Annotated in this window: 21 protein-coding genes and 1 tRNA gene; 9 read left to right on the top strand and 13 right to left on the bottom strand. The window is 43.7% G+C overall.

Annotated elements, in window-relative coordinates; translation table 11 throughout:
- Positions 1-79: 79 nt before the first annotated feature.
- Positions 80-805 (top strand): triose-phosphate isomerase, encoded by a 726-nt coding sequence (tpiA, locus tag F6K57_RS11940; RefSeq protein ID WP_293067747.1) that lies wholly within the window; start codon positions 80-82, stop codon positions 803-805.
- Positions 806-903: 98 nt separating this feature from the next.
- Entirely contained in the window at positions 904-1,764 is an 861-nt protein-coding gene (gene folP, locus F6K57_RS11935) for a dihydropteroate synthase (RefSeq protein WP_293067744.1), read from the top strand.
- Positions 1,765-1,862: 98 nt separating this feature from the next.
- Here folP and F6K57_RS11930 read toward each other — a convergent pair whose 3' ends face one another.
- The 3 genes from F6K57_RS11930 to F6K57_RS11920 all read right to left on the bottom strand — a co-directional run bounded on the left by F6K57_RS11930 (position 1,863) and on the right by F6K57_RS11920 (position 3,848).
- Entirely contained in the window at positions 1,863-2,660 is a 798-nt protein-coding gene (locus tag F6K57_RS11930) for a stomatin-like protein (RefSeq protein WP_293039721.1), read from the bottom strand.
- A 381-nt stretch (positions 2,661-3,041) separates the two neighbouring features.
- Positions 3,042-3,674, bottom strand: a complete 633-nt coding sequence (locus F6K57_RS11925; protein WP_293039727.1) for a DUF4340 domain-containing protein — start codon at positions 3,672-3,674, stop codon at positions 3,042-3,044.
- 3 nt (positions 3,675-3,677) lie between these two features.
- The gene (locus F6K57_RS11920) at positions 3,678-3,848 is read right to left on the bottom strand and encodes a hypothetical protein (protein WP_293067741.1); all 171 of its coding nucleotides are present in this window, start codon (positions 3,846-3,848) and stop codon (positions 3,678-3,680) included.
- 344 nt (positions 3,849-4,192) lie between these two features.
- Between F6K57_RS11920 and F6K57_RS11915 the strand changes: the two genes are divergently transcribed.
- Positions 4,193-5,872 (top strand): S8 family serine peptidase, encoded by a 1,680-nt coding sequence (locus F6K57_RS11915; protein WP_293067738.1) that lies wholly within the window; start codon positions 4,193-4,195, stop codon positions 5,870-5,872.
- A 124-nt stretch (positions 5,873-5,996) separates the two neighbouring features.
- Positions 5,997-7,289, top strand: a complete 1,293-nt coding sequence (locus F6K57_RS11910; protein ID WP_293021121.1) for a tetratricopeptide repeat protein — start codon at positions 5,997-5,999, stop codon at positions 7,287-7,289.
- Between the two features lie 76 nt (positions 7,290-7,365).
- On the opposite strand, the gene F6K57_RS11905 is transcribed toward F6K57_RS11910, so the two are convergent.
- Positions 7,366-8,601: a methionine gamma-lyase family protein gene (locus F6K57_RS11905; RefSeq protein ID WP_293067735.1), complete on the bottom strand. Its 1,236-nt coding sequence runs from the start codon at positions 8,599-8,601 to the stop codon at positions 7,366-7,368.
- Between the two features lie 76 nt (positions 8,602-8,677).
- On the opposite strand from F6K57_RS11905, the gene F6K57_RS11900 reads away from it, so the two are divergent.
- A complete protein-coding gene (locus F6K57_RS11900) occupies positions 8,678-9,499 on the top strand; it encodes a fatty acid desaturase (RefSeq protein WP_293067732.1) in 822 nt (273 codons plus the stop codon).
- A gap of 328 nt (positions 9,500-9,827) precedes the next feature.
- Positions 9,828-10,565: a response regulator transcription factor gene (locus F6K57_RS11895; protein ID WP_070394338.1), complete on the top strand. Its 738-nt coding sequence runs from the start codon at positions 9,828-9,830 to the stop codon at positions 10,563-10,565.
- Positions 10,566-10,700: 135 nt separating this feature from the next.
- Here F6K57_RS11895 and chlP read toward each other — a convergent pair whose 3' ends face one another.
- Positions 10,701-11,924 carry a geranylgeranyl reductase gene (chlP, locus tag F6K57_RS11890; protein ID WP_075906354.1) on the bottom strand — a complete coding sequence of 408 codons (1,224 nt, stop codon included), beginning with the start codon at positions 11,922-11,924 and terminating at the stop codon, positions 10,701-10,703.
- A 391-nt stretch (positions 11,925-12,315) separates the two neighbouring features.
- Complete coding sequence (locus F6K57_RS11885; protein ID WP_075902086.1) at positions 12,316-14,124, bottom strand: serine/threonine-protein kinase; 1,809 nt, start codon at positions 14,122-14,124, stop codon at positions 12,316-12,318.
- Between the two features lie 1,015 nt (positions 14,125-15,139).
- Between F6K57_RS11885 and F6K57_RS11880 the strand changes: the two genes are divergently transcribed.
- Entirely contained in the window at positions 15,140-15,304 is a 165-nt protein-coding gene (locus F6K57_RS11880) for a hypothetical protein (RefSeq protein WP_158069714.1), read from the top strand.
- Positions 15,301-16,308, top strand: a complete 1,008-nt coding sequence (locus F6K57_RS11875) for a glycosyltransferase (protein ID WP_293067726.1) — start codon at positions 15,301-15,303, stop codon at positions 16,306-16,308. The genes F6K57_RS11880 and F6K57_RS11875 overlap by 4 nt, the downstream gene beginning before the upstream one ends.
- Positions 16,309-16,384: 76 nt before the next feature.
- Here the strand turns inward: F6K57_RS11875 and F6K57_RS11870 are convergent, their stop codons facing one another.
- Entirely contained in the window at positions 16,385-17,623 is a 1,239-nt protein-coding gene (locus tag F6K57_RS11870) for a DUF445 family protein (protein WP_293021112.1), read from the bottom strand.
- A gap of 488 nt (positions 17,624-18,111) precedes the next feature.
- Here F6K57_RS11870 and F6K57_RS11865 point away from each other — a divergent pair, with 488 nt between their 5' ends.
- On the top strand, positions 18,112-19,206 hold the full coding sequence (locus tag F6K57_RS11865; protein WP_293021110.1) for a RuBisCO accumulation factor 1: 1,095 nt from the start codon (positions 18,112-18,114) through the stop codon (positions 19,204-19,206).
- An 85-nt stretch (positions 19,207-19,291) separates the two neighbouring features.
- On the opposite strand, the gene F6K57_RS11860 is transcribed toward F6K57_RS11865, so the two are convergent.
- The 6 genes from F6K57_RS11860 to F6K57_RS11835 all read right to left on the bottom strand — a co-directional run.
- Positions 19,292-19,939, bottom strand: coding sequence for a class I SAM-dependent methyltransferase (locus F6K57_RS11860; protein ID WP_293021108.1), 648 nt, complete (start codon positions 19,937-19,939; stop codon positions 19,292-19,294).
- Between the two features lie 527 nt (positions 19,940-20,466).
- Positions 20,467-20,550: transfer RNA gene (locus tag F6K57_RS11855), tRNA-Leu, on the bottom strand.
- The gene (locus tag F6K57_RS11850; protein ID WP_293067721.1) at positions 20,529-21,398 is read right to left on the bottom strand and encodes a M48 family metallopeptidase; all 870 of its coding nucleotides are present in this window, start codon (positions 21,396-21,398) and stop codon (positions 20,529-20,531) included. The genes F6K57_RS11855 and F6K57_RS11850 overlap by 22 nt, the downstream gene beginning before the upstream one ends.
- 212 nt (positions 21,399-21,610) lie before the next feature.
- A complete protein-coding gene (locus F6K57_RS11845) occupies positions 21,611-21,967 on the bottom strand; it encodes an iron-sulfur cluster assembly accessory protein (RefSeq protein WP_070394331.1) in 357 nt (118 codons plus the stop codon).
- 252 nt (positions 21,968-22,219) lie between these two features.
- Entirely contained in the window at positions 22,220-23,398 is a 1,179-nt protein-coding gene (locus F6K57_RS11840) for a tetratricopeptide repeat protein (protein WP_293021104.1), read from the bottom strand.
- 456 nt (positions 23,399-23,854) lie between these two features.
- Positions 23,855-24,099, bottom strand: a 245-nt coding sequence (locus tag F6K57_RS11835) for an alpha/beta hydrolase (protein ID WP_293067716.1), incomplete at its 5' end; no start/stop codon positions are given.

Below are 24,099 nucleotides of genomic sequence, written 5' to 3'. Positions count from 1 at the left end.
TAAACATTTCTGATATTGGCGTAAGTAAAAGCTTTACACTAAATAATGCATTATGGTTTAGAGATGATTTAGTTAAGCTGTGCGCAAAATTGTTATAGCTGGTAATTGGAAAATGAACAAAACTCAAGCGGAAACCGCTGAGTTTTTAAAGGGATTTTTGCCTGAGCTGGAGCAAACTCCCATAGAACGGGAGGTTGTTCTGTGTGCTCCCTTCACCGACTTGGGTGTGATGTCTGAGCATGTACAAAATACTCCTGTACAGATCGGGGCTCAGAATATCCACTGGGAAAATGCTGGAGCCTACACTGGTGAAATTGCTGGTGCAATGCTCAAGGAAATTCGTGTGCGCTATGTCATTGTTGGTCATAGTGAACGGCGTCAATACTTCGGCGAAACTGACGAAACCGTTAATAAACGCCTTCACGCTGCTCAGCGTCACAGTTTGATTCCGATTCTGTGTGTTGGGGAAACTAAAGCACAACGGGATGCTGGTGAAACAGAAGAAATTATTACCAAGCAGTTGGAAAAAGACCTAGTCAACGTTGACCAGCAAAATTTAGTGATTGCTTACGAACCGATCTGGGCAATTGGTACTGGAGACACTTGTGATGCATCAGAAGCGAATCGAATCATTGGATTGATTCGCTCTAAGCTAAAGGAAGCTAATGTCCCAATTCAATATGGTGGCTCCGTCAAACCCAAGAATATTGATGAAATTATGGCTCAATCAGAAATTGATGGAGTACTGGTGGGCGGAGGAAGCTTGGAACCTGCGAGCTTTGCCAGGATTGTCAATTATCAGTAGTTGTAATTAGTCATTGGCTAATTGTTAATTGTTAATTGTTAATTGTTAGTTAGTTAATTGGTTAATTGCAATGGGCAATTTTCAATTCGCAATTAGCCATGATCTATATAGTGATGGATAAAGAAAAATTAACCATCCAGAACTATTCTTTTGAGTGGGGCAAACGAACCTATATCATGGGTATCTTGAACGTTACCCCCGATAGTTTTAGTGATGGCGGAGTATATTACACCCCAGAAGCTGCCTTAAGGCAAGCTCAGGCTCTAGTAGATGCTGGTGCTGATATTATCGATATTGGTGGTCAATCGACTCGACCTGGTGCCGAGCAAATTTCCCTAGGGGAGGAACTCAAACGAGTCGTGCCTGTGGTAGAGGCAATGCGTTCAGTGGTGAAGATACCGATTTCTGTCGATACCACTAGAGCATCTGTGGCTAAGGCTGCGGTAGAAGCTGGTGCGGATATGGTCAATGATATTTCCGGTGGCACATTTGACCCAGACATGTTGCCAGTCGTAGCCCAGTTGGGGGTACCCATTGTGTTAATGCATATCCGAGGCACCCCCGTTTCCATGCAAAAACTAACTGACTATAAAGACTTAATTGGGGAAATCTATAGCTTCCTGGAGGAGCAGGTCAATGCCGCAATCGCAGAAGGAATTAAGCGATCGCATATTATTATTGACCCAGGCATTGGTTTTGCCAAAACCGCTGAGCAAAGTGTAGAGATTCTGCGGCAACTCCCTAGGTTTGATGCCCTTGGTGTACCGATGTTAGTAGGAGTATCTCGCAAAAGCTTTATTGGACGCATCATCAATCAACCAGACCCCAATGGTCGAATTTGGGGAACTGCTGCGGCTTGTTGCAGTGCCATTGCCGGTTCAGCAGACATCCTGCGGGTACACGATGTTAGCGAGCTCCTCGATGTCTGCCGTGTTGCTGATGCGATTTGGCGTGTGTAATGATTCAGCCGTCAGCTATCAGCTATCAGCGTGTCGCGTATCAGCTAATGGGCATAGCGCATATGCTTTGATGGGCTTTTCCCGAGAGTTTCAATGCCCTAATTACTATGACCCACAGATTCAGTTTGAAGCAAATCAGTCATAGCTTCGCTCAGTGCTTTTGGATCCATAAAGACGACTTTAGAATTGCTGCTTTCACCTAATTTTTCATTGGCTTCTACATAGCGTTGAGCGATCAAGAACTGTAGGACTTTCTGAGTATTAGCTTCCTCTTCAAGAGCTTTGGAGATCATTTGGATCGACTCCACTGTACCTTCAGCCTGTAAAATTTTGGCTTGTTTCTCACTCTTAGCAGCTCGCTCCTTCTCTAGGGCATCGATAATGGTCTGGGGTGGTTTAATCTCTTGCACCTCAACCCGCATGACCTTGACGCCCCAATCAGCAGAGGCATCATCTAGTTGTTGTAGTAAGGTCTGATTGATTCTGTCTCGAGAGGCATAAGTCTCGTCTAGTTCCAACTGACCAATGGTAGAACGCAGGGTAGTCATAACTAAATTTTCAATTGCCTCATGAACATTGTCTACAGCATAATAAGCTTTGTACATATCTAAAATTTGCCAATACACGATGGCATCGACTTCTACCTGCACGTTATCTTTGGTGATTGCCTGCTGGGGTTCAATGTCTAAAATCTGCTCACGGGTACTATCTTCTACGGCAATCTTGTCTATAAATGGAACTACATTGAAGTTAAGACCAGGCTCTAGTTTTTTACGATACTTACCAAAGCGTTCTACTAGAGCTTCATTTCCCTCTTGGACAACTTTTGTCGTACCGACGCTGTATCCAAAAGCTACTAAAACAATTGGGGCGAGTATGCTAAGAAGGATATCCATAGTGTTTAAGATCCTTTTAGGAGAATAATCAATTTGATGTTGCGGCTAGCATTTGCTAGAACTAACTTTATCAATAGAAGAGCACAAAATGTGTGTATAGATAACTTTCACTCTAGCGACCCCTCGGTTGACTGTCAAAGCTGTTATCAAAACTACGGAGAACCTAACTTCTGTGGATGAGGGGTATTACCCTCACCATTACCCTCACCTATAGTTAGAAACTGATAAGACAACAAAGGGAAGATCCGCAAGAACTAAAAAATTAGGTTATCAAAGTCGATTTGGTGTAACCATTCAGCCGTGAGCCAAGGCCAAAGGCTGATAGATGATAACTGATAGCTGATAGCTGATAGCTGATTGCTGAATGCTTACGATTTGGTACTAGTCAGTTTTTTCAGCAGCAGATGGCTTGTCTTCTTCAGCCTTGTCCTGATTAACCAGCCATTCTGAGAGGGGGCGTGAGACCGCATACTGAAAGTCCACTGGTACTAACAGCACCTCCGACTGCTCAGATTTGGAATCCAGTGGTAAGACTTGAGCATATAGGAAACTGCGAGTAAAGTCCAAGTTGCCTAAGATCAGCCTCGGACTGTCCTGATTTTTCAGTTTCACTGTTATAGTTGCTGAGGGCTTGTCCAATCCATACTCTGGAAGTTGGTCAGGGCTAACCGTCAGAATGCGATCGCTTTTCCCCTGAGCCAGCAAGTTCAACAAAAAGGAAACAACCGCATCACTAGCTGTCGCCTCTTTGGGCTTTTTCATCCGCCAACCCGATTCTGGCTCACTGGCTCGCTCAAATACTAACGTCTTGTCATCACTATTAACAGTAAACGATTGAATCTCGTCTTGAGTGAAATTAAATATAGGTTTTTTAGGGGTTTTAGCAGCTTCTCGCTTTTGAGAACCCTGAATTTCATAAATATATACACCTCCCCCCAGGAGGATGGCAGAAATGACTAAAATCAGAGTTGTCCGTTGTAGTTTCATGGGAGTGAACTGCATCGATCTAAACACAGCTTAATACTTTATAGGGATTCTCAATTGGGTGAGGTACCCCTCCCTTGGGGGTGCGCGGCAGTAGGGAGTAGGGAGTAGGGAGTAGGGAGTAGGGAGTAGGGAGTAGGGAGTAGGGAGTAGGGAGTAGGGAGTAGGGAACAGGGAACAGGAACCCACCCCTAACCCCCTCATAAGGGTAGGTTTTTTACAAAGGGGCGAGTAGGTACTTTGATTACGTAGAAATTCCTCAAAATATGTATCAAACTACACAATAGTTTCCGGGAGAATTCTCCCCATTTCCCGCTTTTCCCGATTCCCGACTCCCGATTCCCGACTCCCGATTCCCGACTCCCGACCCAAATGTAAAAAACCTACCCCTGTGAGCCCCTAACCCCTCCCAGGAGGGGAAAAGAGGGAACAGGGAGAAAATCCTGTTTACCTCACAAATATGAGAAACGCTATAGCTAGATCTAGCGAAGTGTCTGGGAAATTGCTAAGTAGTGGGACATCAATCAACGCGCTCTGTGTAAACAATTATGAAAACTCCGATCCAAAAAACACTGGTATGGCTATTGGGTGGTATAAGTATCTCAGCGGTAATCGCGCCAGCCTTGGGATTAGATACATCAATCTCAGAAGCTGGTATTAATGTCTATCGGTTACACCAACCTCCCTATAATTTAACCGGTCGCAAAATTGCCATTGGGCAAGTGGAAATTGGTAGACCTGGGTTATTTGGTAAGGATAAGGCCGCTATCAAGAATCGGACAGTAACTCCTGCGGGAGTATTTTATCGCAACACCCCCGCAAAACCTAATACCCATGTTGATGAACATGCGGCTATGGTAGCAGCTGTGATGGTTAGTCGAGACAAAGCTTTGCGGGGAGTAGCACCTGATGCAAAACTCTACGCTTCAGCAGTTGGCTCCCTGTCTAGGAGTGGACAACCAGAAGAGTGCCTGGCGGCTCAGCATATTGCTCAGCAAAATGGCTCAGATGTGCGGGCAATTAATTTTAGTTTTGGTGAATCCCTACAGCGGGACCCGAGGGAGGAAGCGGTGCTGGATGGCAATGCGCTGTTAACTCTATGTATCGATTGGTCAGCTAGGGTGCATGATGTCTTGTATGTGATTGCTGGCAACCAAGGGAAAGGGGGCATTCCGATCCCAACAGATAATTTTAATGGTATCAATGCAGCATACACAGCCAAGCGTCAGGGAGTTTTTAATAAGGTAGACTTTGCTAACTTGAGTGCTTTACCAGTTGGCATTGGTCGTCGTCTGATTCGGCAAGAAATTAATGTTGGTTCCCGCCGCTCGATTAATTTGGTAGCTCCTGGCAACAAGATATCGTTGTATGACCTCAAAGGTAAAGTGACTCAGGTCAGTGGTACCAGTTTTGCTGCTCCCCATATCACTGGTGCTGTAGCATTGCTACAGGAATTTGGTGATTCCGCTTTGCGCAAGCTGCGCTCAAGACAACAAAAACTATTCTTGATGCAGTCCCTCAGGGCGGAAACCCCCAATACCGGGCTGCATCGCTTGTGGATGAATTGGAGTACAGATTCCCGACGCCATGAAGTGATGAAGGCAGTGTTGCTTAATTCTGCTGACAAAATCCAAGATCTCGGTGATGGGATGCTACTAGGGATGAGTCGGACGATTCGCGCAAAGGATAATCACCACTGGTTAGAGTCTGATGCTTACCAAGACCCTAAAATTCCTCTGGATATGCAGATGGGGACAGGACATCTAAATGGGTTTCGAGCTTACCAGCAATTTAAACTAGGCCAATGGAGTCCCAGTGGCATTGGAGTGCCACCAGTGGGTTGGGATTACCGTGCTGTGGAGAAATCATCTTATCGGGACTATGTGTTGACAAAACCCCTAGCAGAAGGAAGTTTTATCTCCTTGACTCTGGCTTGGGACCGTTTGGTGGAGTTAGAGGATGAGAATAATAATGATGCTTATGATTTTGGGGAGAGTTTTCGCGATCGCGGTTTGAATAATCTTGACCTCTATTTAATGCCAGTGGGAGAAGAGGACATTACCAAAAGTGTCTGTGCTTCTATCAGTGAAGCGGATGCTGTGGAACATATTTTCTGCCAAGTCCCTGCTCAGGGTCGCTACAAAATTCGGGTTCAGTATCAACAACAGGTTAATCAGCCGTCTCAAGCTTATGCTTTGGCTTGGTGGACAGTTCCAGATCCCCAATGAGAAGCAAGATGGAGAAGATAGGGAAAGTTGGAAACTTTACTCACATCCGGGAAACTCATGAATTTTCTCAAATTTTACTCATCAACATTACAAAAAAAACAATAATAAACCAACTAAAGTAGGAATGGTAGTTGATTCAGAGTCAGAAGCAATGGAAGCAGAGTTTTACTACCGAGGAATAGATAAAATTCGTCAAGGAGACTTGAACGAAGCAATTGAGGAATTTGACAAAGCCTTAGAGATTAATCCGAACTTCGCCGAAGCCTACTATAAACGAGCTATGGCTCGCTTTGACTTAGGGGATAAACAAGGGGCGATCGCTGATTATACTAAGGCTTTACAAATCAATTCTGAAAGTATTGAAGTTTATTTCGGGCGAGGTTTGGCTCGATTGGCACTCGGAGATGCCACTGGAGCAATAGAAGATGCCAATCAAATACTTAAAATTAATCCTAACCAGCCTGCTGCTTGTAAGCTTCAAGGTAGTGCCTACCGTAAGTTAGGAGATAATCAGGCTGCGATCGCATCATTTAAACAAGCAGCTCAGCTCTACCTAGATCAAAAGGATAAATTAAATTGTCGTCGTTGTCTTGATAGTATCAATCAAATTCAACAACAGCAAATACTAGCTTTGGGTGGAGCGCAGACTAAAGATTTCTGTCATCAAGCAATAAATAAAGTTAACACAGGCAAATACCGAGAAGCCTTGGAGGATTTCAACTGGCTGCTTGAGGTTGACCCAAAAAATGCTCAAGCTTATTGCTATCGAGGTATTGTTCACTGCAAACTCCGTGATTACAGGAGAGCCATTCAAGACCTTGGTCAAGCTATGGAACTAAATCCCCAAGATGCTCAGGTCCGTTACCATCGAGGATTAGTCCGCATTGAACTGGGAGATTACCGGGGAGCTATTGATGACTTGACCAAGTTACTACAAAGCAATCCGGAAAATCGGGATGTCTTGATTCATCGGGGTAATGCCTATATCCAGATGGGAGACTATCGGCAAGCCATCGAAGATTATTCCCGAGTTATTACTCTTAAACCCAATGATGCTCAATCATATCGTTATCGGGCAACCGCTCGTGAAAAGTTTGAGGATCTACGGGGAGCATTTGAAGATTATCAACAAGCGGCAAACCTGTATTTCGATCAACAAGACTGGACTAATTATCGGAAACTGCTCGATAAACTCAAACAGCTACAGCCATTACAACTGACCGAGGGGTCGAGGAATCGAGAATCACAAGTACCATCAAATACTAAACCTAGTAGGGAGTTGCAACAAAGATTACTGAGACTGGTAGGAGGACAATCGGATATCGCAACACGCCTACTTGACTTGGCTAAAGGAAAATACCCAGGAATGCCAGAAAAGTGGTATTGGGAGAAAGTGATCAAGGATTTAGAACGATAGTGCTATAGTAATTTAACTATGGATAAGACTAGCGACAAGAATCATATGCGCTACGTGCAGGCTACGCCAACAGCTATCAGCTATCAGCTATTCCGATTGCTTCAATGGCAGCTTCTAATGCGATCGCAATATGAGTCCAATGGGTTCCGCCCTGACAAAACACAATATAAGGCTCCTTTAAAGGACCATCTGCAGAAAATTCTGAAGTACTGCCATCAATAAAAGTCCCCCCAGCCATAACTAACTGACTCTCATAACCCGGCATTGCTGCTGGCACAGGGTCGAGGTAGGAACCTATCGGGGAATGCCGTTGTATCCCTCGACAGAAAGCAATTAATTTTTCCGGTGAACCCAACTCAACTGCTTGAATCACATCCCGACGGGGTACCATCGGTGGGGGATTGACAGGATAACCCAGTTCTGAAAGAGTATGAGCGATTAAATGACTCCCTTTGAGGGCTTCACCAACCATTTGGGGAGCTAGGAATAATCCTTGAAACAGCAATCGATTCTGATCGAAAGTCGCCCCACCTGAACTACCAATCCCTGGAGCAGTCAGACGACAGGTCGCCGCTTCAACTAAGTCAGCTTTTCCAGCGACATAGCCTCCAGCAGTAGCAATCGTTCCCCCAGGATTTTTAATCAAGGAACCCGCCATTAAATCTGCTCCTACTGCTGTCGGTTCTTGTTCTTCTACAAATTCCCCGTAACAGTTATCGACAAAACAGATAGTATCAGGATTTTGTTGTTTGACAAGCTTGACAATTTTTTTTATTTCTGATATTGAAAGACTCTTTCGCCAAGAATACCCACAGGAACGCTGAATGAAAACCAGGCGGGTATTCTCTCCTACCGCTGTTGCCAAGGCTGACCAATCTAAACTTCCCTCACTAGTTAGGGACAACTGGCGGTAACGAATCCCAAATTCTAGTAGGGAACCTTGACCATCACCTCGTAAACCAATCACCTCTTCCAAGGTATCGTAAGGGGCACCGGCAATCGCTAGCATTTCATCACCAGGACGCAATACCCCAAACAGGCAAGATGCGATCGCATGGGTTCCGGATACAAATTGTACGCGAACAGCCGCAGATTCAGCTCCCATGACATCAGCAAATACCTGATCGAGAGTTTTCCGTCCTAAATCATCATGTCCATAGCCTGAAACACTAGCAAAGTGATGCACTCCTACACGATGTGCTCGAAAAGAATTCAGTACCTTTTTGAGATTTTGCTTGACGGCGGTGTCAATACCATAAAAGATCGGAAATAGTGCTTTTTCTGCTGCTTGCAGCCTTTGAGAGCTGTTCATTCCCAAAATTCGCGCCTCGAAATTTTAGATCAAAGAGAGCGGGTTATTACAATTTGTATCCTATTAGACTTACTGCATGACAATTGCTACTTCAGATAATCTTCGTTTAGATTGGGTCGTTATTACCTATATGGCCTTTATTCACCTAGCAGCGCTGTTTGCCTTACTTCCGAGCAACTTTAACTGGACAGCAGTGGGCTTAATGATCTTTTTCCACTGGGTGACAGGGGGCTTGGGGGTAACTCTGGGATGGCATCGCTTAGTGACCCACCGCAGTTTTCAGACACCCAAGTGGTTAGAATACTTCCTAGTTTTCTGTGGTACCATTTCCTGTCAAGGAGGAGTGATCCATTGGGTAGGACTACATCGCATCCATCATTTGCACTCTGACACCCAACCGGATCCTCATGACTCCCATCAAGGCTTTTGGTGGAGTCACATGGCTTGGATGTTGCATAAAATTCCTGCTGATGAGCAAATTTCTAAATTCACTAAAGATATTTCTGGAGATCGGGTTTATCAGTTTTTGGACAAGTATTTTGTGCTTGTTCAAGTGGTTCTAGGACTGTTGCTCTATGCCATCGGTGGTTGGCCATTTGTAGTGTGGGGGATTTTTGTGCGGCTAGTACTGGTGTTTCACTGTACCTGGTTTGTCAACAGTGCTACTCACAAATTTGGTTATCGCACCTATGAGTCTAATGATTGCTCAAAAAACTGCTGGTGGGTAGCCCTACTAACCTATGGCGAAGGCTGGCACAACAATCACCATGCCTATCAGTATTCTGCAAGGCATGGGATGAAATGGTGGGAAATTGACCTGACTTGGATGACGATTCAGTTCCTACAACAGCTGGGTTTAGCCAAAAACGTGAAACTGATTAGTCCTGAACAGACCTAAGTTTCCCTAGGGTGGTACCTTGAGTGCTACCCTACTAGTTCCCAAGCTAAACAGTTATGAGGGCTGAGTGCTCAACCCTCCTGACTAGCAGAGTATAGCCAAGTTTCAACAGTGCAAGCACCAGGAATTTATCCTTTCTAGTCAGGACTCATGACTCTAGCACTCAGATCCAGGTAGTTTCTCGGAAAATTAGTAAATCTTAAAATTTATTAGCTTTTGTTTACAACAAACGTAAAGTCTGCCTTTATAATCGTATAAGTATTGTTACTATTCTAAAATAGTTCTTATCGAACGTTAACGGATACACCTTAGCAACAACTCCTTAGTGATGCCCCGGATACTGGTCATCGATGACGACCCCGCAATTTCAGAATTAGTCACCATCAATTTGGAGATGGCTGGCTACGATGTTAGTCAAGCAATGGATGGCATCAAGGGTCAGGCTCTAGCTCTGCAACTGCAGCCAGACCTGATTATGCTAGACTTGATGCTACCCAAGGTAGATGGTTTCACCGTCTGCCAACGATTACGTCGGGATGAACGCACTTCCGATATTCCAGTATTGATGTTGACTGCCCTAGGTCAAACCCAAGATAAGGTAGAAGGCTTTAATGCTGGTGCCGATGATTATCTCACCAAACCCTTTGAACTCGAAGAAATGCTGGCGCGAGTGCGAGCATTACTACGGCGCACAGACCGAATTCCCCAAGCTGCTAAGCATACAGAAATCCTGAACTATGGTCCTTTGACCCTGGTTCCAGAAAGGTTTGAGGCGATTTGGTTTGATAAAACCGTGAAACTGACCCATCTGGAGTTTGAACTACTGCACTGTTTACTGCAGCGGCATGGTCAAACTGTTTCTCCCAGCGAAATCCTTAAAGAGGTTTGGGGGTATGACCCTGACGATGATATCGAAACAATTCGAGTGCATATTCGTCACCTGAGAACCAAGCTAGAACCTGATCCCCGCCATCCTAAGTACATCAAAACGGTTTATGGAGCAGGTTATTGCTTAGAGTTACCTAATACAGAAAAGACCCTAGAAGTGAATTCGGCGACTGCCTAGGATGAACTTGGTGATGTCAGAGCTACTACAAATCTATTTTCTGAAGCTAGAGGGGAAAGCCCCCGCCCTTAAGGCGGGGGTAAGCTTTATCGCCGTTAGTCAGTTGGCTACATCTCATCAAAAATTAATCAACTTCTAGGGAGCCAAGGCATTGCCCCGCAACAAGCTACCAATTGTCTTCGCTGTAATCTTCATTTGGATAAGAGGATTAGCAGGTACAACGGTTTTGTAGAGATAGCTATCGAAGGTCAGCCGCTGCACATCCTTGTCAGCGCACATCTCTACAAAGGCTTCCCGGCTAGCATCGGAGTTATAGAAAACTCGTTGTAGAATATCTAGGACTTTGTAGGTCATGCCGTATTTCTTATCCCAGCGCTTCAGGTAAAGCTTGAGGTCATTCTCTGTGGGGATACGGCTACCGCTGTTAGAGGTTTCCACAATGGTTTCAGCACACATGCGAGCTGATTTAGCCGCAAAGTAAATGCCTTCCCCAGAGGATTTAGTGACTGTTCCAGCAGCATCACCTACCAAAGCTACCCGACCAACTACACGTCTAGGTCTAGGATGCTCAGGAATCGGATGGGCTTCCACTTTGATAATTTTCCCACCCACAAGTTTCTTAGCCGCACGGGCACGAATCCCTGCTTGTAGCTTTTTGATCAGGGCTTGGTTGACCCTCATAGTGCCGGTACCAACAGCAACGTGGTCGTATTTAGGGAAGACCCAGGCGTAGAAATCAGGAGAGACATCATTACCCACATACATTTCTGCCAGGTCTTGGTAGTAATTCATCATGTTATCTGGCAGACTGATTCGCTCTTGGAACGCGATCGCATAATTGTAATCCCCAGCATCAATTGCTTTGGCAACCCGGGAATTTGCCCCATCAGCTCCAATTACCACATCTACTTTCAAGGTTTTGTGGGTTCCCTTGACACTGCCATCAGAATGGTCAGAATAATAGATGGTATAGGGTTGAGAGTTACTGGTGGGAATATCGAGTTTATAAACGGTGCCATTAATTAAGTTAGCCCCCAACTCAGCCGCACGATTGCGCATGAACCCATCAAGCACCTCGCGACGGCACATTCCAATATATTCGTTTTGCTTTTCTATATGGATATCAACTTCAATATCAGACGGTGAGATCATCTTCATGTTTCTCACTTGCCGGTCAATAATTTCTGGTGGCAGGTCAAACTCACTCACCATACATAGTGGAATCGCACCACCACAGGGCTTAGCATTGTCCAGCTTACGCTCAAACAAATAGGTTTCGATTCCTGCTTTAGCTAACGTCTCGGCAGCAGAAGAGCCTGCTGGTCCCGAACCAACTACTGCAACCCTTAGTGCTGGCATGTTTTCTCCCATGGTTTTTTAAGCTACGGAATGAATCCTATCACGGACTTTCCTGTCATCTGAACCTTCCCTAATATTTGGGGTCAAGTTGCAATACACCTTAACAAAAGTCCGTAACATTACTTAACAAGTCCTGCTGTGATTGGTCATTTTCATCGTTACTGGTTAATTGTTAAGGTTAATTATTAATTGTTAATTATTGTGCAATTGTTAGGAATTGTTATTGTTAATGGTTAATTCTTAATTATTAGACCTTTATTAAACTTGTTGGAAAAACAAATCTTAAGAGAAAATATCGATAGTGTAGGCAACTCGGTAAAGTAATACCAATTCGTAAAAGTAGGACTACAGATGCAGATGGTCCGAGAGTCGAGTTTTGGAACTACTGAATTTAGCGTTTCAGTTTCTTCCGTGCCTGCTGACGTAGCTTCAGGGCATTCCGGTGGTTAGGTTCAATCTGGAGTGCCTTATTTAAAGAAGTGATTGCCTGATTAAAGCGTCCTAGTGTTATCTGAGCTTCCCCCTTAATCATCCAAGCCTCTGCCAAATCTCGTTGAAGTGCGATCGCTTTCTCCAAAGCCGTAATCGCCTCAACAGAACGACCCAACTTTTGGAGGGTTATTCCCTGTGAAAGCCAAGCTTCCGTTAAATCTGGCTTAAGGGTAAGGGCTTGGTTATAGAGTCTGAGGGCTTCTACAGACCGTTGCTGTTGGTCAAGGGCTTGACCAAGGCTCCACACAGCTTCTGGGTAGTTAGGTTTGAAATATAAGGCATCATTACAAGCAACAACTGCCATCTCCGGCTGTTGGAGTTTATTCAGACTGTAGCATCTGCCCCAATAGGCTTCCGCAAAATCTGCTTTTTTAGCGATCGCTTGGTCGTATAGTTTTAGAGCTTCCTGGTACTGTCGAGATTTCCGCAATTGGTCAGCTTCGTCTAAAAGTTGCTCCGCTGTGACCTTAGCCTCAGTACTATAGTCAGTCTTATATTCAGTGATATAGTCAGCCTTATAGTCAGTATTTTCACCAGTTGCTTGGGCAGATAGAAAAGTTTTCAACAGCACCAAGCCCACCCCCAAGATAGTTATCGATACAGTAATTAAGCCCAACTTCACCAATCGTTGCGGAATAGATAGTGTTGTCCGGTTAGTTGCTGAACCTCTCGAATGTTCGGTGATGTCAAGTTGAGGCGTAGTTCTACTTTGACTCCTGGTGATCATTGACGAGGGGACTGTAGTGTTTGCTAGCTTCCTAATGTCGGGAATTGGGAGTTCCATCCCAGACTGGCTTTCACCGGTAATTTCCTGAGTAGGGATTTCTTCCTCAGCTAATGACAACAGTTGCTGTCTTGGTAAACTAGCCAGTACCTCTAGAGCCTCAGCTGCTGTCTGATAGCGGTCACGGAAATCATAGCGCACCATAATGTCAAGAATATGGGCCAACTCTGGGCTAACCTGCTTTGCGTAGTGTTGCCAATCAATTTCACTAGTTGTGGGATTTTCCTTCAAGTTTTTGGGATGAACCCCAGTTAATGCCTGGATACCAACCATCCCGACAGCATAGATATCACTGCTAAAGCGGGGCCTTCCTGCCAATTGCTCATGGGGCATATAGCCCTGGGTGCCTATAGAAACCGTTAAATGAGTTTCCCCAGTTTCAGGATTAATGTTTTGGCTACTGACTTGCTTAACAGCACCAAAGTCAATCAGCACGATTTTGTCGTCCCCTTGGCGGCGGATCAGGTTAGAGGGCTTAATATCCCGGTGGATAATCTGTTGTTGATGGACAAAGGCCAATACCTGTAGAATATCTATTAATAAAGCAATCACTCGCTCTTGTGAACACGGATGACCCTTGACAAGTTCTCGATTCAAAGGTTGTCCTTCAATCAATTCCTGAACCAGATAAAACTGCTGATCTTCCTCAAAATGCGCCAGTAGGCGGGGGATCTGGTCATGATTACCTAGCTGGTAGAGAAATCGAGCTTCTCTATCGAAAAGGCGTCTTGCCATTTGCAGCGTTGCCGTCTGTTCGGTTTGGGGCAAAAGATGTTTAACCACACATTGGGGTTGATTTGGCAAATGTATATCTTGTGCCAGGAAAGTTCGACCAAACCCACCAGCTCCCAGTTGGTTGATAATTTTGTAGCGTCCGCCTACTAGGGCTTTTGCGGGTTTTGTCTCTCCAGATAAGGGGCTCATCGAGGGGTTAGTGATGACTACCTAATTATGATTCCAAATTTAGCTAATATACCATTGATTTGGATCCTAGAGCTAGTTAGATCACAAAGAAAGTTAACATTACCGATTGTTGAATTCGCCCTCAACTTCCTCAACGTTAACTTTTTCCTTGACTATCGGACATTAATAGACTTGTCCCTTAATAAGGGAAAGTAAGGATAAGTGACTCAAATGAGGGAGTAAGCTGTCACCCATTTAAATTGTGAATGGGGGCTGATGGGGGGATGGTCAGATGGGGAGATGGTCAGAGGGTAGACCGGCTTTTGCACAAGTGGCTCCATGGGAAATTTCAATAGAGCTCTGCGGAAAATACTCAATACCTCTGTGCAACTAGCTCTAAAAACGCGATCGCCAATTTCAATTACCAGTCAGTTTCTAGCTAAAAATAGGTACTTGAGCTAATTGATGTTAATAAATCAGCCTTTTTTTTTAAGAGGGTTATACTCATTGTTTATTTCGACAAAAAAAGCAATCAATTATTATAACGCCATTATATTGGGGGTATTAGTGCCCCAAATCTTAATCTCACTAACCAAAAAATACTGCTAATTATCTGTTCATACTTCCTGGGATTCTTTATCGATGATGTTTTGACAAACATCAGATGCACCCATCACCAACCAAGATGCGCTGCTCTACATGGATTTGAAATTGACCATAGCTGAACAAAATCCCATCAGAGTGCATAATACCCCATAAGACCAGTATTAAACCAGCCTTAAAACCCCCTACCCCCTTTTAAAATTACCAGTTCGTCGAGTATGCTATGGCTATAGCCTTTTGCCAGGAAAGTAGCTTGGTCGCAAGACAAGCGGTTGCTGAGGTCTACTTTCTGAGATCTTCTTCTAAAAGTCGTGCAAGCGATGCAGCGCGGTCTTGAGGGTTTCCCCAATGAGCGACTGCATCAAGACAAAGCGTAAAAAGTACGGCTGGCGATCGCCTTTTAGCTCTTAGCTCAGAGATTACCTCTGGGAGGATGTATGTCAGTCGATCAAATCATTACCTGAAACCAGTATTTCCCGACCAGACGTTTATAGAAGCAAACGTTTATAACTTAATCCAAGACTACCAACCGGATAATGCCAGCAAACTTTGGTCATTACTAGATTTCCATCTATGGTATAAAGAATTTATTTCATGAATACATCTGTCTCAGTAGTTATCACCACCTTTAATAAAGCCCAGTACCTCGAACAATCAGTAAAGAGTGTACTAGCGCAAACATTTTACCAGATTGAATGCATTATTGTAGATGATGGCTCTACCGATAATACCCGCAAAGTTGCTGATCAGTTAGTCCACTACCACCCACAGATACAGTACTTTTATAAAGACAATGGAGGTATATCATCTGCTCGTAATTTTGGCGCTGATAAAGCCACTGGAGAATGGATTCAATTCTTAGATGCTGATGATTGGATTCATGAAGATAAGATCAGATTCCAATTGAGCTGTTTAGAGGGAACTGGTGATAATGGTGATAATATAGTATTTTACTCAGACTATGAACGGGTCTATGTTGATCAAAACGAAAACATTATTGAAACCAAGCCTAATCCTGTTGGTTCTATCACCAAAGAACAGCTAATCCAACGACTACTAATCTGTCCAGATTTTCTGGCAGACTCTCCTTTTCCCTTGTTACAGCAATCGATGCTGTTCAAGAAAAAACTCTTAGACCAGAGGAATTTTGATACTCGCTTGAAAGCCTGTGAGGATCGAGAATGGGTATTAGAACTTCTGCAACGGAACGTCAGATTTATCCATACTCCAATCATCGGAGCCTATTATAGAAAACACCGCTTCAATCTCACCGATAATAGCTCACTGATGCGGGAGTCTTACATTAAGTATTTTGAAATTGTCTTGACAAATCACCAAAAATTAGTTAGCTTATGCCAGAAAAGTATTAAGTATTTGATAGAAAAAAGTTTTGAGGAAAAAGACCAGGAAAGTTTTCCCAGATTAGCTAAATTAGTGGAATTACCAGTGTATCTGCTCAATGGCAAAATTAAAGTTAATCATCGTTGGTTATTAAATTTACTTTATTGGCTCAGAACGATGATACCAAACTTTTTACTATACGAAAGATACCGAGGGCCCCGTTCTCGTAAACTTTTATCCATCATTAGCCGTCGGTCTTAGCATATGGGATAAACCTCCCGTTGCGTAGAATCAGGCTCAGGATAAATCCTAGAGAGCATCCTGATTAAATTCCTGATTAAATTCCTCCTGTCAACAGCAGCAAGACTGTTTGAAATAGCCCCACCATCACTCCTAAAATACCCCCTAAATTCACAATAGCTTGTAATTCACTTTTCACTAAAGTCTGAATCGTGATTTCCATATCTTTTGGAGAAGTAGCGTTTACCCGTTCAACAATCACCTCATCAATAGATAAAATCGGAATCACTTCAGTCATAATTTTTTCCAAATCCTCCTCCAGGTAGCGCTCTATAACCAAGGCGAGTTCCTTGCTAATCATTGCCAAGGATGTAGTCATAATTGCTGACTCTCGGAGCCGATTAACAATTAACACAGACACCTTTTCCCAGTCAATAGATTGATTTAATCCTTGTATAAATCCAGCACCCCCCTCTTGAATATAAGCACGCACCGAATCCCGCAGAGTTTTCCGTAACTGTCTCACTGTTGACAAAGGCAGATTTTGCAATGAGACATTTTGCAACCATTCCCGCAAGCGATCGCGAGTTCCTAGAGCCACAATTAACTCTTCGATGCGAGCATTAGTCGCTTCTTTCTCGTCAAGGCAAAAGCTTCGCAGGCGGATCAAAGCATTGCGCAGACCAAATAAATTTGCCACCACCCAGTATGTCCCACTAGACTTTTCCCGAAAGTCTTCATCAATGATTTGAATGTTGCGGTCAGTTAGGAAATCAATAACTGCCTGTCGCAAAATATCTGGAGGGAGTACTACTTTTAAGATCCACTCAGAAAGCTTCCGAGCTTGTTCTTGATCCAGTTTAAACTCCAATAAAATCTGGTCAAAAACATGGTTAAGTTGGGCTTCTAGGAAATCCTTACGACGAGCTAAGACTTTGAGCATACGTGGCAACGATTCCCCGATCAAGTCTCGGAGAATCCCAGCAAGAATATGAGCTGTTTTCTGTTGCTTATCCGACCGGACTTGATCTAGCGCTAAGTTTAATAGCCACAAGATCGCTGCTTCCACACGTTCAGTATGCAGCAGACGCTTTGCCAGACGCTGTAACTCTGTTGGCGTCAGCAGAGACCCCATAATAGTGTCAGCCACTCGCTTAGCCAGCCGTTCCTGGTTGCGGGGAATTAAACCTGGTGTAAAAGGTAGCTGACGCTTACCGATGTAAATTGGTCTGTAGGGACGGAACAACATTTTGATGGCTAAATCATTGGTGAAATAGCCAATAATTCCCCCAGCTATAGGAGGAACAAACAACAAGAACAAGTTAAACAGATCCAAAACAAAAATCGAGTTGTGTAGAACTTAAAAAGCAGGTAATCTGCAAGTTTAAAGTATGATGGATAAAGTCAGAAGTGTACAATAGTTATAGCATTTCTTAAATAGGTGAGGTACCCCGCCCTTGGGGGAGTAGGGAATAGGGAATAGGGAATAGGGAATAGGGAACAGCGAATATGGAATAGGGAATAGGGAACAGCGAATATGGAAAAAATCCTGTCTACCTCATTACTATAAAAACCGCTATATATGGCTGCGGTTCCTTAACAATTAGTAGGTTTGAGGATTAATTTAAAGATGCACCATCCCTCACCTTTATCCTTGCTGCCTTTACACTTACTATCTTCATCTTTTATACTTCAAGAATTGATTTCATGCCCAATATCTATTGTAGGCTTTTTCCAAAAGTGACATCCTCCCACACTAAACCCTAACGGGATATAATACACATTGCCGTTGATGGCACGGTTCGTTTTCTTTTTGTTTAAACCATGACTGAAGTACCACCAGGCTCTCCTGAAAGTCACCCTCAAACCAATTCAGAACAGATAAATGCTGAAGATTTATTAAACTTACTGCGGCGCAAAGAACGCAACTGGGTGGAGTGGGGTAAAGCCTGTCAGCAGCTACAAAAAGCTGGCTACAGTTCTCAGGTAATTTTTGAAGAAACTGGGTTTGAGCCAATTCAACAGAATCAAGTGATGGTGGCATCTCAGGTTTACACAAGTTTGATTACAGTGGGGGTGTCCGATGAAGTGCGATCGCGTTTTGAGACTAGCGGTAGCGATTCCCTGTACGAGTTGCGGATTCTCACCCAAGAAGAACGAGCTGCTGCTGCTGAATTTCTCGTTGCTAGAAACTTGAACTCCGAAGGAGCCCATGAAGTTGCCAAAGCAATCAAGACCTTTTCCCGCAGAAGCCGTCCACCGGAGGGATTCACCAATCATCCTGGTGATGCTGTTGCCTATCAGTATTGGAAACTTGCCAAACAACACAATGATTTGCAAGAACGTTCTCGTTTGATTGCTCGAGGCTTGATGTTTGCTCATACTCAACAAGCCCGGCAACAAATCGAAGAATTACTCACAGGAATCTTTGGTAGCACTCAGCGTCCAGCTCCCAGATTACCCATATACCGCCTCGAAGCTGAAGAAGATTTACCCCGCTTGCTTCCCGTAGTAGGATCCTTACCCCTGACAATAGCTGATCTCAACCAGGTTCCTAAAACTGACTATACCGGTGCTTTCAGTATAGTTAAAGGGCTTCGAGAGCAGACCTTCGTCGCAATACCCGGCTGGCAGGTAGTTTTGAAGGCACAAGATCCAGTAGTGATTTTGTGTAACAGTAATCAGCTCCCTATTCAACAGAATAACAAACCTGAAGAGATTTTGCTTATTATTGACCGCTCACAGCAGCAGTGGGATGGGGACAGCTACTTTTTGGTTGAAGAATCAGGACAGTTGGAGATTAAGTGGTTTCCAGATTCTCCTGATATTAGTTTTTTGGGACGCCTCATCCTAGTATTACGACCGAAAAAAATTCTGGATGAAGCCTTGAGTCAAGATGTCTGGCAAATTGATGAGTAATTAGTCATTAGTTATTAAGTTAGTTAATTTCTGTTTTGTTGACTGTTAAAAATTACCATCAACAAAACCCTTTTTATCAAAAGGCTCAGGTAGTTCGATTAGCCAGTACTGCATAGAATGGATCGCCTATAGTGATCCCAAGCTGTAGCAGAAAAGTAGGAAGCGGCGATGGTCGAGCAACAACCTCAGGCGAACTAAATCCAGGAATAGACTCGTAATAGCTTTTCACTAACTCCACTCGACTTTTCTCGGTCCCATCTCGCCAGGACTGAATCGCCTTTTGAAAAAACATTCGGTTAGAAAAGCTAATAATTGCTATTCCCCCTGGTTTTAAGACACGATGAATCTCAGCAAAAACTTTTTCGGGGTACTGAAGATACTGAACTGAAACAGCAATCAGGACAGCATCAAAGTCTTGGTCAGGCAATGGCAATTGCTGGTTTTGATTCAGGTCTTGGATAAAGTAGTGATTAAGTCTAGGATTTTTGACCAATTCTTCCAGATTCATCCCATGCCCCTCTACATGAGCAAACTCCATATCTTCTGGGAAGTGAGAAACCCAACTGCTCATGAGATCCAGGATTCGCGTGTTGGGTTGTAGTCGTTCCCGGTATAGGTTTACCAGCTGATCGATAAAGCCCTCATCGACATGAGTCACAAACCTTGGAAATGAATAGAATAGAGCATCATCGCTCTCATCCAATTTACTGCGTTGAAGGCGCTGGTCAATCATTGTATGAGCTAATATCTATCTTGTTAAGCTTGTTAAGAATATTATAAAGATTTATTAAGCTTATGGTAAGTATTTCATAGTTTGGTTTAGGACAAAGAATATTTTGAGCCGGTTAGACAGGGTTCTAAAAAAAAAATAGGGAAGAGCATTGATATCTCTTCCCCCTTGTTGATTTTGGTATTGATTTTTGTTGTCTTGATTTTGGTTTTGGAGTGCTTTCCGACTTTCCGATACTTTTTAGCTACCAAAATCTACTTTGCAGATTTTAGCCCACTAATGCAAGCTGCTCTCGCAGCCAGGGGGTATCTCCCAAGGCCAAGATCGGTTTTGTTCCGCTCAAGGCGCATAAATCTGTGTTTAATAGAAAACGCAACCACTATCATTAAAGCTTTGGTTTTCGGCTTCAATTCAAGGAACCAGAATGTTTTCTTTGACACTAGATTCCTAATCAAAGTCTAACATATTTTTGTAGATACTGCAAGATATTTGTAGAAAATCGTCAACAGTTGCTAGCCCCTTAGTTACAGTGGGCGGGGAGAGACTCGAACTCTCATGACCATAAGGCCGCCACATTTTGAGTGTGGTGCGTCTACCAATTTCGCCACCCGCCCGTTTGGGCATCTCCATTATTATAACTAATTAGCTGCTGATTTAACAAGGACTGATAAGATTGAGAACTTGCCCACCGGTCAATTTCTCGCGCCCGTAGTACAGGTAAGGGATGGCTCAGTTGAGAGATCTGCAATTGTTGGAGTACTTGACCCACCTCAGTATCACCCACGCTGTCGTAAGCCCTAGCTTGAGCGATAAACGCATCTAGGTTCAGTTGTGGTGCCAGAGTTGGGGAACCACCAGCCAGTTTCATCAATACAGACATGACCACTCTCGGATTTTGAGTAGCCAGTAAAGCAGCGCGATCGCAACTAAATTCCGCACATCGTAGCCACTCTAACATCTTCTCCTGTATGCTTTGAGCAATGAGCATCCCCCAATTCGGAATTAAACTAGCAGCTAATACCATGATATTGAGCGGTGTCAGGTACACCCCATGTTCACATTTGAGATGACCCAGTTCATGGGCAATAACCGCCTGAATTTCCTCTGGTGTCAGCAGATCAATTAAAGAGGTGTGCAAGACAATGAAAGGCTGCTTACCCCGCATAGCGAAGGTATAGGCATTGGGAGCAGGATTTTGCTGCACATAAAGCTGAGGCGGCTCTAAATCTAAAGTTGTGCAGGCATCTTCGAGTAGTTTATGAAGATGGGGCAGTTGATTTTGCCCCACCAAGACACTAGCAGCGATATTGTTCAGGTAAAAAAACTGTTCCGCCACAGGACCTAGTAAATTTCGCACCACCAAGTCTATCCCTGGCAACTGTTTCAGGGCTGTGGTTGCTTCCAAATCTAGGGGATGACGAAAATGATCTGCCTTCAGACCAAATAGTGATGTTTTAGTCATTAGCTGTTAGTCGTTAGTCATTAGTCATTACTTATTAGTCTAGGACTTACCCAAAATCTCTGGCTCAAGCCTAATCTATTGTAGGGTTACAAGCCTTGCGCCCTAACTAGATATAGCGCTACCTATAAGCGCGAACCTATATAGCGCAACTGCCTAATTCCTCTAGTCCTTGGTGGTGGTCTTGAACTGACAGACTTTCAACTAACAATCCCCTAAACGCTAAACGACTTACCACAGCCACAGCTTTGATTGGCATTGGGGTTGGTGAATTGGAAGCCACCACCAATCATAGCATCGCTGTAATCCAGTACCAGACCGTAGAGATAAAGCAGACTTTTTGGATCACAGATTATTTTGAAGCCATCGTAGTCAAAGATTTCATCATTCTCCCGAATGTTACTAGGTTCTTCAAAATCCATCATGTAAGACAGTCCTGAACAGCCTCCCTGGCGAACACCAACTCGCAGGTAAAGGTCTTTTCCTTGGCTTTGTTGCAGGGCTAAAACATGCTTTAGGGCTTTATCTGTCAGTTGAATACCTTTTTGCTGTGACTCAGTTGCTTGTGCCATTGCTTACGTTTGACTCCTAATTTTGCTTGGTGTTAAGTTGTTGTGCATCGTCAAGAAAGATAATTATCAGGCTGTAACCCAAGATTTAGCTTAGAGTGTCTCATAAACTAGATGCTTTACAGCTTATAGGTAAATCGGCTCTGCCAGTTCACAGTTTTGCTGTTTATCGATAATTATCTAATTGTCGTTAAATGGAAATTATTGGGGGTTTGAATCTTTATTGTAACGAGTCTTTAGGCTACCAGGCATTAATCATTCTACGTTATGGTTTATCGTTCCACCGTGACTAAGATACTGGCTAATCTCTTCTTCACTAACTCGGTAACCACAGTTAATGATCATCTTGTGTACTTGTTGGCTGCACTGCACCCCTTGCTCAGATATACCCAGACAGTTATAAACTGTCCTGAGTTGAGAAAATTCAGCCTTTTCATGGAACAAGCTCTCCCCCTCCCCAGGATGGGCGATTTCTTGCCAAAGTCTTAAGGCTTGTAAGTGATACGCTAAGGCATGGGGGTAATTTCCCAAGTGGTAGTGAACCGCTCCGATATAATCCAAGCTTCTGGTGTTACCATGAAGTGATTTACTCAGTTGCTGACCAATCTCCAAAGCTTGATGATAGAAATCCAATGCCCGTAGTTCCTCACCTAGTCGGAAGTAAACTGTGCCAATCCTCTCAAGAGTAGTTAACTTGCGACTAGAGTAACGAGAGGATGTTTTTTTTTCGTGAATGGTTAGGGCTTGCTCCAAGACAGCAAGAGCTTGACGGTATCTTCCAAGCTGGGTATAAGCTTCCCCTATATTTTCCAGTGCTCTGCCTTCGCCCTCAACTGAATTGCCTAAGTTTTGAAAAATCTTCATGGCTTGGCGAAAGCATCTCAGAGCCAGCACTGGTTGATGCCAGCTATTGTGAATTTCCCCTAGGTGATTAAGTATTTTAGCAATTTCTGAGTGATCTTGAGTTTTTTGGAAAATCCTCAATGCTTTTAGATAAACCTTAAATGCCTTATCATCCTGGTTAGTCTTGCAATAAGCCATTCCGAGATGATGAAGAATGACCCCTACACTCTTGGGCGAACCAACATCATTGGCCATTTGTAAACTTTGCTGGAGACACTTGATGCCCCAGGCATACTCTCCCAAACGGCAATGAACTAACCCAATGCGTTTGAGAGTATCCACTTGACCAGTCAAATCTTCGTTAGTTTGACAAATTGCTAAGGTGTTTTGCAGTGTTTTTAGTATATTTTTTAACTTACTTTGGCGATACTTACAAGCTTGAGGCTGGAAAGGGTCATCTCCTGCAGTCTTGTTTTGGTGTTGCTTGACTTCCGTTTCAACTAGATTCTGAACCAGATCTGCCATATTAATATTGCTCCCTGATGTAGATGGGGGAGGGATGATGGAGCCAAATAAACTTGAGTAGCCCATCTCCCTTGCTCATTTTCAGCAGTTATGTCTCTGTTCTAACTCGGTTACCAGAGATAATATTACTCACAACTTGCTGTAAATTCCTAAATATATTTTTCAGTAAGTTAAGGAAATTACTGAGCTATTAATAAAAATTAACATCAGTAGCCTGGGCACACTAATCTGGAAAGACCTAGTTGCCGTCATACATACTAGCTTATTTCCCCATCTCCCCGTCAGCCCATTGCCGATGATAGCCCATTGCCGATGATACTATCTTGAAGCGAACTCACTATCAAAATCTTTCCGGAGAAGGGTCACACCTAATCGAATAAGGAAGTAGTAGATGCACCCTGATCACCGCCCCCAGCTTTTACAGGTTGGGGGTTTCCTGATTTTTTAACCTATTCCTGTGGTGTTGAGTATTCTGAGCACTAACCACTTATTTCACCCGAAGAGTACTAATTTCTTTAAGCCTCAGCTCACACAAATAAACTCCAGTACCTGCTCTAGATAAACCCCTGGAGCCTCCAACATCGGAAAGTGAGCTGTATCAGGAATTTCAACATACTTGACGTTTTGACTTAATTGTGATGCTCTACGCCCTAGTGCTGAAGGAATAATTTTGTCGTATTCACCAGAAACTAGCAGGGTTGGCACCTTTAACTGAGCGAACTTATTAGGCATTACCTCAGCCGCATACTTACTAACCGCAGTCAGCA

Source organism: Moorena sp. SIO4A5 (genome assembly GCF_010672005.1).
Lineage (GTDB): Bacteria > Cyanobacteriota > Cyanobacteriia > Cyanobacteriales > Coleofasciculaceae > Moorena.
Note: the sequence above shows the minus strand (reverse complement) of the source record. Positions and strands in the feature narration are given on the sequence as shown.